Source organism: Lachnospira pectinoschiza (genome assembly GCF_020564355.1).
In the GTDB taxonomy this organism is placed as follows: Bacteria; Bacillota; Clostridia; order Lachnospirales; family Lachnospiraceae; genus Lachnospira; species Lachnospira intestinalis.
Map to the genome: position 1 here is coordinate 94,872 of NZ_JAJCRR010000007.1, position 11,728 is coordinate 106,599.

At 44.0% G+C, this 11,728-nt stretch carries 8 protein-coding genes; 3 read left to right on the forward strand and 5 right to left on the reverse strand.

The window, feature by feature from the left end; genetic code table 11:
• Positions 1 to 364: 364 nt before the first annotated feature.
• Both LI288_RS13465 and uidA read left to right on the forward strand, forming a co-directional pair.
• Entirely contained in the window at positions 365 to 1,762 is a 1,398-nt protein-coding gene (locus LI288_RS13465) for an MFS transporter (protein WP_022432445.1), read from the forward strand.
• A 77-nt stretch (positions 1,763 to 1,839) separates the two neighbouring features.
• On the forward strand, positions 1,840 to 3,672 hold the full coding sequence (gene uidA, locus LI288_RS13470) for a beta-glucuronidase (RefSeq protein ID WP_227090937.1): 1,833 nt from the start codon (positions 1,840 to 1,842) through the stop codon (positions 3,670 to 3,672).
• A 123-nt stretch (positions 3,673 to 3,795) separates the two neighbouring features.
• On the opposite strand, the gene nspC is transcribed toward uidA, so the two are convergent.
• The 5 genes from nspC to LI288_RS13495 form a co-directional block, all read right to left on the reverse strand.
• Positions 3,796 to 5,007, reverse strand: coding sequence for a carboxynorspermidine decarboxylase (gene nspC / locus LI288_RS13475; RefSeq protein ID WP_227090939.1), 1,212 nt, complete (start codon positions 5,005 to 5,007; stop codon positions 3,796 to 3,798).
• Positions 5,007 to 6,266 (reverse strand): saccharopine dehydrogenase family protein, encoded by a 1,260-nt coding sequence (locus LI288_RS13480; RefSeq protein WP_022432442.1) that lies wholly within the window; start codon positions 6,264 to 6,266, stop codon positions 5,007 to 5,009. Before LI288_RS13480 ends, nspC begins: the two co-directional genes overlap by 1 nt.
• Positions 6,267 to 6,331: 65 nt before the next feature.
• Entirely contained in the window at positions 6,332 to 7,183 is an 852-nt protein-coding gene (gene speB / locus LI288_RS13485; protein WP_022432441.1) for an agmatinase, read from the reverse strand.
• On the reverse strand, positions 7,180 to 8,034 hold the full coding sequence (speE, locus tag LI288_RS13490; protein WP_022432440.1) for a polyamine aminopropyltransferase: 855 nt from the start codon (positions 8,032 to 8,034) through the stop codon (positions 7,180 to 7,182). Before speE ends, speB begins: the two co-directional genes overlap by 4 nt.
• Entirely contained in the window at positions 8,018 to 9,499 is a 1,482-nt protein-coding gene (locus LI288_RS13495; protein WP_022432439.1) for an aminotransferase class I/II-fold pyridoxal phosphate-dependent enzyme, read from the reverse strand. Before LI288_RS13495 ends, speE begins: the two co-directional genes overlap by 17 nt.
• Positions 9,500 to 10,149: 650 nt before the next feature.
• On the opposite strand from LI288_RS13495, the gene LI288_RS13500 reads away from it, so the two are divergent.
• Positions 10,150 to 11,562 carry a methyl-accepting chemotaxis protein gene (locus LI288_RS13500; protein WP_227090941.1) on the forward strand — a complete coding sequence of 471 codons (1,413 nt, stop codon included), beginning with the start codon at positions 10,150 to 10,152 and terminating at the stop codon, positions 11,560 to 11,562.
• Positions 11,563 to 11,728 lie beyond the last annotated feature (166 nt).

The following is an 11,728-nucleotide window of genomic DNA, read 5'->3' on the forward strand; positions in this document are numbered from 1 at the left end:
TTCGCTACTCCCCGATAGTTATTTGTATATTTTGATCCATATGTGTAAAAATATTATAACAGAAGTTTACTTAAAAACCAAATTATAAAAAACATTCAGATAATAAGTATAATTTTATGCTGGCGGATAAACATTAACATGTTAATAATATAAATCTAACATGTTAGTAGAATATTAATGCATTATAGTATAATTTTTACCATGAAAATTGTACAAACAAAAATTGTACTAATTATACTAAATTTAGTAATAACCGGAATCTGTAAAACACGTTATGATTAAACCATAGAAAAGAAAACAAAATATTTAAGGACGGTCTTTAAAAATTATAAGGTGTACAGGAGTACAGGAAACGGAGGATATTATGAAAGAGAATAACGGAAAGGTAAAGCCTTTCGGGATGAAGGACAGACTGGGCTACATGTTCGGGGACTTCGGTAATGATTTTACATTTATATTGTCAACAATGTTTTTGCTTAAGTTTTATACGGATGTCATGGGTGTTTCAGCAGCAATAGTCGGTCTGATGATGATGGCAGCCAGATTTGTGGATGCGGTCACGGATGTTACGATGGGACAGATTGTAGACAGAAGCAGACCCGGGAAGAAGGGTAAATTCGCTCCATGGATTCGAAGAATGTGTGGTCCGGTTGCTTTAGCATCATTTCTGATGTATGCAACATATTTTAAAGGAATGCCAATGGGCTTTAAGATTTTCTGGATGTTTTTCACATATCTGCTCTGGGGCAGTATATGTTATACAGGCGTTAATATTCCTTATGGTTCAATGGCATCAGCAATTTCGGATAATCCAACGGACAGAGCTTCTCTTTCCAACTGGAGAACAATTGGTGCAACACTTGCACAGACAGTGATTGGCGTCGTATTACCGCTTGCAGTATACTATACAGATGCAGCAGGTAATAAAGTATTATCCGGTGAGAAAATGATGATAGGTGCGCTTGTATGTTCTATCGGAGCAGTCATCTGTTATATGCTCTGCTATCATATGACAACAGAGAGAGTAAAGGTTGAGCAGAATACACAGAAGTTTTCATTTAAGGAGCTTATTAGTGAAATCGCCCATAACAAGGCATTAATTGGCATCATAGTATGTGCGTTATTATTCCTGCTTGCACAGTTATCACTTAGCAACATGAATAACTATATATATCCGAATTATTTTGGTAATGTTTCAGCGATGTCGCTGGCAAACCTGGCAGGAATGGTTGTTATACTTGTTCTTTCTACTTTTATAGTAAAGCTGTCAGCAAAGGTCGGTAAGAAAGAATTATCAGTGATTGGAAGTATAATAAGTGCAGCAGCATTTTTAATATTATTCTTTATTCACACAGATAATGTATGGGTATGGATTGTACTGGTACTGATATCATCAGTAGGAACCGCAATGTTTAATATGGTGATATGGGCTATGATTACAGATGTAATTGATGATTCAGAAGTAAGAACAGGTGTCCGTCAGGATGGAACCATATATTCAGTATATTCATTTGCAAGAAAGTTAGGACAGGCCTGTTCGTCAGGAATATCAGGGGTACTGCTCTCAATCATAGGTTATACGGCAGCTACGGCACATGATCCTAAGGTGGTAGACGGCATTTACAATGTAACCTGTCTCGTGCCGGCATTAGGAATGATACTTCTCTTCCTTGCATTACAGTTTTTATATCCTCTTAATAAGAAGAGAGTGGAAGAAAATGCAAAGATTCTTAAGGAAAGAAGAGAAGCGAAGGTGCAGTAATATTTCCGGGCATTTACTGCCGGACATATTGAAGAATAAAATTTATTAATAAGTTTAAATATCAGGAGGAATGAATTATGTTATATCCAATTTTAACACAGTCAAGATTATTAAGCGATTTAAGCGGAGTATGGGATTTTAAGTTAGACAATGGCAAGGGGTTTGACGAAAAGTGGTATGAGGCTCCATTAAAGGATGCAGATACAATGCCGGTTCCTGCTTCATATAATGATTTAAAAGAAGGCGTTGATTTCAGAGATCATTATGGATGGGTATTTTATCAAAGAAATATTTCGGTTCCCGCATATGTAAAGAGCCAGAGAATTGTGCTTCGTTGTGCAGCCGTAACACATTTTGCGAAGATTTATCTGAATGGCAAGTTAATCTGTGAGCATAAGGGTGGATTTCTTCCATTTGAAGTTGAATTAAATGATGTATTAGAAGATGGAGATAATCTTCTTACAATTGCCGTAAATAATGTTATTGATTATTCTACACTTCCTGTAGGCGGCAAGGCAAATATGATGAGTGGATTGATGGGAGGCGTAGGTCAGAGTAGTTCCGGAAAGCCTCAGAATAATCCTAATTTTGACTTCTTTAACTATTGTGGTATTACAAGACCGGTTAAAATCTATACAACACCGAAGACATATATTCACGATATTACGGTGACATCAGATATTGACTTTGGAAAAGCTGTACCATCAGCAACACTTCATTATGAGGTAGATATTGAAGGGGCGGATAAAGATAATACAGCATGTAAGGTAGAAGTATTTGATGCAGATGGCAAAAAGGTTGCCGAAGCAGATGGCATTTCAGGGGAAATAAAACTTGATACGGTAAGATTATGGCAGCCGTTAAATGCGTATCTTTACCGGATTAAGGTAACGGCAGGGGAAGATGTATATACACTTCCTTATGGGGTAAGAAGCGTAAGAGTAGATGGAATCAGATTCCTTATTAATGAAAAGCCATTTTATTTCAAGGGATATGGAAAGCATGAGGACACATTCCCAAATGGACGCGGAATAAATCTTCCTATGAATACCAAGGATATAGCGATTATGAAGTGGCAGCATGCGAACAGTTTCAGAACGAGCCATTATCCATATAGTGAAGAAATGATGAGACAGTGCGATGAAGAAGGCATTGTAGTGATTGATGAAACAACGGCAGTAGGTGTTAATCTTAAGTTTGGCGGCGGTGCAAACTTCGGCGGTGAAAGAATCAGCACATTTGATAAGGAACACGGGGTGCAGACACAGGAACATCATAAGGATGTTATCCGTGACCTCATATCCAGAGATAAGAATCATGCTTGTGTTGTAATGTGGAGTATTGCCAATGAACCGGATTCATCGGATGAGGGAGCATATGATTACTTTAAGCCATTATATGACCTTGCAAGGGAACTGGATCCACAGAAGCGTCCTTGTACACTGGTAAGTGTTCAGGGGACGACGGCTGATAATGACTGTTCCGCTAAGTTAAGTGATGTGATCTGTCTTAACCGTTATTATGGCTGGTATTTTGGCGGTCCTGACCTTGAAGTATCTGAAGAAGGACTTCGTAAGGAACTTACAGACTGGGGTAAGCTTGGTAAGCCGGTTATGTTTACGGAATATGGTGCAGATACAGTCAGCGGACTTCATGATACGACATCTGTTATGTATACAGAGGAATATCAGGTTGAGTATTACGAGATGAATAACAGGGTATTTGATGAATTTGATTATGTAGTAGGTGAGCAGGCATGGAACTTTGCAGACTTTGCTACAAGCCAGAGTTTATTAAGAGTCCAGGGGAATAAGAAGGGCTTATTCACAAGAGACAGAAAACCTAAGATGGTAGCACATTATTTCCGTAACAGATGGAATAACATTCCTGAATTTGGTTACAAAAAATAAATGAAGCGTCCTTTTTAGACAGCCGGTAAAAGCCATAAAAAAGACTTGCGTAAAAAAGGCGGTACCGTAAGGATAGAAATATCCTTGCGGTACCGCCTTTTACGGAACAATGCCGGAAGCATATTACCGGTATTTTCCAAGACGCATTTTAAAATCCGAATAGCCAAAATCGGTGAGTTTTACAAAAGCGCCGTCTGTCTGCATTTTGTAAATATCCGGGAGCGGCATACCGTTAAATGTATTATTTTTGCAGGTAGAATAAATTGCCATATCCTGAAACACCAGCAGACTGCCCTCATGTAAAGGCGCGGCAAACGTATAATCGCCAATCACATCTCCGGCAAGACAGGTAGGCCCGGCTAACCGGTATACAAAATCAGGATGCGTTGAATCTGCGTTTGTGGCAGGTTTATCTGTCACCGCTTTGGCACCATAAAGTGGCGGCATATACGGCATTTCAATCACATCCGGCATATGGCAGGCGGCACTGGTATCCAGAATGGCAATGTGTGTCCCATTGTTTTCAACAATGTCTAAAACGCGGGTAATAAGATACCCGGCATTTAAAGCAACGGCTTCACCCGGCTCAAGGTACACACACAGATTCCATTGATCCTGTGCATAGGTGATACATTTTTCAAGCCGTGCAATGTCATAATCGTTGCGGGTGATGTGGTGTCCGCCACCCATATTCAGCCATTTCATCTGCGGCAGAATATCACCGAAGCTGCGTTCCACGGCGGCGAGTGTTGTTTCCAAATCATCGGAATCCTGCTCACACAGCGTATGAAAATGCAGACCGTCAAGCAGGGAAATCCATTCACCTGTCATTTCACGGTTCCATACGGCGCGCGTTGTACCAAGGCGGCTGCCGGGCGCACACGGGTCATAGATCGCATGTCCGTCCTGTGTGGAACATTCGGGATTAATGCGCAGACCGATGCTTTTGCCTGCCGCTTTTGCTTTTTGTGCAAATTTTTTAAACTGATGCGGCGAGTTAAAGACAATATGGTCCGCGTAAGTTAAAAGCTCCTCAAATTCATCATCGCGGTAAGCTCCGCAGAATACGTGAACTTCTTTATCCGGCATTTCTTCCGCACCGAGCCTTGCCTCGTAAAGTCCGCTGGCTTCCGTACCCGACAGGTATCCGGAAAGCAGCGGGTAAAAATCATAATTGGAGAATGCTTTTTGTGCAAGCAGAATTTTACAGCCTGTGTGTGCGGCAACGGAGGCAAGAATTTCTCCGTTACGCCGCAGGACATTCTCATCAATGATATAGGACGGTGTCGGTAATGTGCCGAAAAGGTCTGTTATATGCGTTGATTTTTGGCTCACTAGTCCACCAGTACCGGGTTGTGGTTTTCACGGCGAGGCAGACCGTATTTGTCGAGTGCATCAAGGAACGGATCCGGGTCAAATTCTTCCACGGTGTAGACACCCGGCTTATCCCATTTCTTTGTCAGAAGCATTAACGCGCCGCACATGGCTGGTACACCGGTCGTAAAGCTGATTGCCTGACTTTCCACTTCTTTGTAACATTCCTGATGGTCGCACACATTATAAATATAGTAGGTTTTGTCTTTGCCGTCTTTCTTTCCGGTGAAAATGCAGCCGATATTGGTTTTTCCGTGTGTACGTGGGCCAAGGCTTGCAGGGTCCGGCAGCAGTTCCTTTAAAAATTTAATCGGCACGATTTCATGCCCTTCAAAATTGACCGGAGTGGTTGAAAGCATACCCACATTTTCAAGGCATTTCATATGGGTCAGGTAGCTTTGTCCAAATGTCATAAAGAAGCGGATTCTTTTGACTTCCGGAATATTGACGGCGAGAGATTCCAGTTCCTCGTGGTGTAACAGATACATATCCTTTTCACCGACACTGTCAAAGTTATATTCACGCTTAATGCTCATCGCAGGAATTTCAACCCATTTGCCGTTTTCAATATAGCTGCCCGGAGCGGAAACCTCACGCAGGTTGACTTCCGGGTTGAAGTTCGTGGCAAAGGCATAGCCGTGGTCGCCGCCGTTGCAGTCCAGAATATCAATGGTATCAATTGTGTCAAATTCGTGCTTTTTGGCATAGGCGCAGTAAGCCTGTGTAACACCCGGGTCAAAGCCGCAGCCAAGGAGTGCCGTCAGTCCCGCTTTTTCAAATTTTTCGCGGTAAGCCCACTGCCAGCTGTAGTCAAAGTAAGCGGAAAATCCGGCTTCCTTACAGCGTTTTTCATAAATGGCGCGCCACTTTGGGTCATCGGTATCTTCCGGTTCATAGTTGGCGGTATCCATGTAATTAACACCGCAGGCAAGGCAGGCATCCATAATTGTTAAATCCTGATACGGCAGGGCAATATTCATAACCAGCTCCGGCTGATAGGCTTTGATTAATGAAATCAGTTCGTCCACACTGTCTGCATCAACCTGTGCAGTTGTGATTTTTGTTGCGGTTTTGTCTTTAAGGCTTTCAGCTAAAGCATCACATTTTGATTTGGTACGGCTTGCAATACAGATTTCCGTAAAAATATCACTTGCCTGACAACATTTTCTGATAGCTACATTGGCAACGCCGCCGCAGCCGATAATTAAAACTCTACTCATACGAATCCTCTTTTCTATTACAACTTGTTGTGAAGCGAAAATCTTTGATATAAGGATTTTCGCGTTTAATACAGCGCCAGCAGCATTTCGCGCAGCACCTTACATGCGCAGGCGGTAGAAGCACCGCTTGTATCCAGCATCGGCGCAAGTTCATTAATGTCCGCGCCTACGACATTTGTCCGGCTGACGAGCAGCAGGGAAGTAAGAAGCTGCGGGAAGGTTACCCCTCCGGCTTCCGGTGTACCCGTGCCAGGAAAAACGGACGGGTCCAGACAGTCTAAATCCACGGTCAGATAAACCGGTGTATTATCCTTTTGCAGCTGGGCGGTCAGCGCTTCCAGTCCGTCAAAATCAAACGGGTGCATATCTGTATGTTCTTTTGCAAATGCAAATTCTGACCGTTCACCGCTCCGGATACAAAACTGGTGAATCCGTCCGTCCCCTACAAGGTCAAAACAGCGGCGCATGACGCAGGCATGGCTTAATTTAGCGCCAAGGTAGTCATCACGCAAATCAGCATGGGCATCAAAGTGAATAATATGCAGACCGGGGTATTTGGCAAGGACGGCACGCACATTTGCCAGTGTCACCAGATGTTCGCCGCCGATTAGAAGCGGCAGTTTATTATCGTTTACAATCTGTGCCGCCGTTTTTTCAATGTCAGCCAGTGCCGATTCGGCAGAACCGAAACAAAGCTCTAAATCGCCGCAGTCAAATACGGAGATATCTTCCAGATCTTTATCCTGATACGGGCTGTACGTTTCCAGCCCGAAGCTTTCGTGGCGGATCGCGGCAGAGCCGAAGCGCGCACCGGGGCGGAAACTGGTGGTGGAATCAAACGGTGCACCGAATAAGACAATCCGTGCAGCAGCATAATCCGCGTCACAGCCGATAAATGTTTCAACATTTTGTTTCATGCTTCAACCTCCTCAAGCATTTTTTCAAGATAGGCAGGCAGATAAAACGAACCGATATGTAACTTGGTGGTGTAGTAGTTCGTGCTTAAATGCAGTGCCTGCCACTGACGGGCTTCAAAGTCGTCAACCGGGTGGTATTTTTTGCTGGCAAAGCCAAACAGCCAGTAACCGGCGGCATATGTCGGAATATGTGCCTGATAAACGCGGCTGATTGGGAATGTATTCACAATACGTTTGTGGCTTCTTTGCATGGCTTCCGCATCGTGCTTGTAAAACGGACTGCCCTGCTGGTTGACCATAATACCGTCTTCACGCAGTGCGTTGTAGCAGATACCGTAAAATTCGCGTGTAAAATATCCCTCTGACGGACCAAACGGGTCGTTGGAATCGACAATAATCAGGTCATATTCATTGGAACAGCGGCGGATAAACCGCAATGCATTGTCAAAATAAATATGCACACGGCTGTCATCTAATCGGCACGCATTTTCCGGCAGATAGGCACGGCACGCTTCAATTACTTCGCCGTCCATTTCCACGAGGTCAATGCGTTCTACGCGGTCATAGCGGGTCAGTTCCTTTACGACACCGCCGTCCCCCGCACCGATGACTAAAATATCCTTTGCATTTTTATGGACGGACATCGGAACGTGTGTAATCATTTCATCGTAAATAAATTCGTCCCGCTCGGTAAGCATGACGTTGCCGTCCAATGCCAGCACCCTGCCGAATTCCGGGGTATCAAAAATATCAATCTGCTGATATTCGCTTTTCTTTGAATATAAATGGCGGTTCACGCGCAGGCTGTGTTTGACGTCCGGCGCATGACATTCGCTAAACCATAATTCCATGAGGTTTTCCTCCGTCTGTTAAAATGTTGATATGCTCGATTTTCGGGTCTTCCGGACCGGTCATGGAACAGCCCTTTGACTTGGCATATTCAATATAATCAAGAATTTCACCGGTAATACGCTCGCCCGGTGCCAAAATCGGGATTCCCGGCGGATAGCACATGACAAATTCACTGCATACCGCACCGGCGCTTTCACGTATCGGTACGCTTTTCTTTTGTGCGTAAAATGCTTCCTGCGGACTGCATACAACCTCCGGGTCGATATATTCCTGACTTAACAGACCGGCAGAATCTTTCTGATACCGTCTGCGGATTTCCGCAAGCGCGCTCACAAGCCGTTCCAGCTCCTGCGGACGGTCGCCGATAGAAAGGTAGGCAAGAATATTTCCGATGTCGCCAAATTCAATCTGGATGTCGTATTCGTCCCGTAAAATGTCATAGACCTCGATTCCCGCAAGACCGATGTCACGGGTGTGGACACTTAACTTTGTCGGGTCAAAGTCGTAGATAGAATTGCCGTTTATCAGCTCCCTGCCAAAGGCGTAATAACCACCGACCGCATTAATTTCCTCGCGGGCGTAATCTGCCATTTCAATGACTTTACGGAAAACCTCCCTGCCGCGCAGTGCGAGATTGCGGCGGCTGATGTCAAGACTGGACATTAAAAGGTAACTGCCGGAGGTCGTCTGTGTCAGGTTGATAATCTGGCGCACATGTCCGGGATTCATATTCGGACCGGTTAAAAGCAGGCTCGACTGCGTTAAGCTTCCGCCGCTTTTGTGCATGGAAACTGCCGCCATATCTGCGCCTGCCGCCATTGCGGAAACCGGCATATTTTCACCAAAGTAAAAGTGTGTGCCGTGTGCTTCGTCGGCAAGACAGAGCATTCCGGCGCGGTGTGCCATATCGACGATAGCGCGGATATCGCTGCAGATACCGTAGTAGGTCGGGTTGTTTACTAAGACCGCAACGGCATCCGGGTGCTTTTCGATGGCATTTTGTACCTGCTCACGGCTCATGCCGAGTGAAATGCCAAGGCGGTGATCCACATCGGGATTGACATACACGGGAATCGCACCGCATAAAACCAGCGCATTAATTACACTTCGGTGGACGTTTCGCGGCAGGATAATTTTATCGCCGCGTTTACAGCAGGATAAAACCATGCTCTGTACGGAGCTTGTTGTGCCGCCGACCATTAAAAAGGCATGGGCTGCGCCAAAGGCCTCTGCGGCAAGAATTTCCGCTTCTCGGATAACGGAAACGGGGTGGCATAAATTGTCAAGCGGCTTCATGCTGTTGACATCAATGCCGACGCACTGTTGGCCGAGAAATTCCGTAAGTTCCGGGTTGCCCCTGCCGTGTTTGTGACCCGGGACATCAAACGGAACGACACGCATTTCGCGGAATTTCTGGAGCGCCTCGTAAATCGGCGCTCTGGACTGGTTGGATAAATTTTTCATAGTACACCTCAAAATAAAAAAAACGCAGGCTGTAATTACACAACTTGCGTTCAATATCTCAAATATAAATATGTCATGATTCAAAATAAACTGCAACCGGCAGGACAAGGTACAAATCCATCCTGTGTACAGCAGAATATTTTTAAGACAGGGATATCATATCAGGCATACAGAGTCTATATAGCAACACTACTTTTACTACTCTTATTGACCATTTCACAAGTTTGCGTAAATACGCATTTCGGTTATAAAGTAACCAACTTATAAAACTGAGCTTCTAACTCAATCAATAAGGCGGCAAGCCGCCAATCGGCAGTGGACCCGGCTGTCCGTATGGCCTTGACTCTGAATAAAAGAGTGGTCCTTGTAAAAATCGCTTGTAAGACTCCGGCAGATACTTTTGCCTTGTCTTGAATCCGTTTTGAGTTTTTCCAAAACGGACAACGTAACATTCAATGTCACAATGGTCGTATTATAATACGCAAAATGTTTTAAGTCAATAGAAAATAAAAAAGTCTTTGTTGTGCAAATTTAATAAAAATTTCAAATATTTCAAAAAAATATGGTAAAACAGTACAAAAATCTTAAAATGTGTGGTACGATATACCCAAAGTTTTTAGGAATTGTATATACGGTAGAGGAGAAAGTGTATGTTTAAAAAGAAAAAGCAGCCGGGGCTGTTACCCGGGCAGGATACGCATCAATTATTAGAAGCAATGGATAAGATTGCAAATGGGAATTTTGAGGAAGCAGATGTTACACAATTTAAAAATCCGGTATATGCAGAAAAAATCAATGCAATGCTGCACGCATTTAAGAATGCCAATAATCCGGTTGTGATGCGGTTAAATGAAACGATGGGCGTTATCGGGGATAATACACTCATTAAAGACACATTAGATCAGGTCGAAACCCAGACCAAATCAATACAGGATATGGAAAGTGCGAGCCGGCATCTGGAGGACTCCATTGAAAACATTTCAGAAGCCATGGGACATATCCGGGACAATACCCATGAAATTCTGTCGTCCTCGCAGAATGTAACCAATGATATGAATGACAGTATTGAAGCGGTTACGCAGTCGTCTACAAGAATACAGGCGATTAATGACCGTGTGCAGGATTTTAAGGGTAAAATCGGTAAAATTGAAGAAATTGTAGATTTAGTTAAAAAAGTTGCCAACCAGAGTAATCTTTTGGCGCTGAATGCATCTGTAGAAGCAGCCAGAGCCGGTGAATCCGGAAAAGGCTTTGCCGTCGTTGCAGACCAGGTGCGCCAGCTGTCTATTAATACCGCAGAGTCTGCCGAAGATATTGTAAAATACGTATCGGAGTTAAAAACGAATATTGACGAGCTTGCTACGGCGATGGAAGAAACGACACAGAGCCTTGGCGAGGGCAGTAAAAAGGTTGAAAAGTCCCTGGCGGCATTAGAGCAGATGAACGGACAGATGGACAGTATCCGCGGGCGTGTGGACAGTATTTTTGATGATATTGATACACAGACCGGCGTTACAAAATCCTTTGCAATGCAGATGGGAAATATTTCTGAAAGCTACAGTGTTTTATCCAAAGACTGCTTACAGTCGGGACACCGTATTTTTGAGGTGGGCCGGTATCTGGATAAGACAAGAAGTGATCTGGTACGCGGCTGTTCAGAAATTACACAGCAGGACTGGATGCGTGTATTTGAAGTGGATCACTATGTGCTGACCTGGCGTGTATACAACAATATTGTGGGATTTGAACATTTACAGAAAAAGCAGGTGGACAATCCGGCAGGCTGTAAGCTTGGTAAGTGGTTAAACAGGCAGACCGATGAAAGGCTGGTGCGCAGCAGTGAATATACGGCACTGGTAAAGGCACACAACGATTTACATCATTTTGCAACACTGTCATGGCAGGCAAAGGAAGACGGCAATACAGAAAAAGCACTGGCGTATTTTAACAACACTTACGGAGCATTTATGGAGTATGACAAAGCTTTAAAACATTTGCAGCAGAGAATGAAAGAACTTGGCTACAATACCGATACACAGATTGCTGCTTTTGGCGGCAGATAAAACGCTTGAAAATTATCCTATCTTGTGCTATGCTTTCATTGGTTTTAGTATTGAGCGGCATTCGGAGATGAAGCTGCATCAGATGATAGTGCGTTGCCACACGATTACCCCGGCATAAGAAAAGCACAGCGAAGCATCATTACGAAAGTAAGAGCTATCGCGGTGG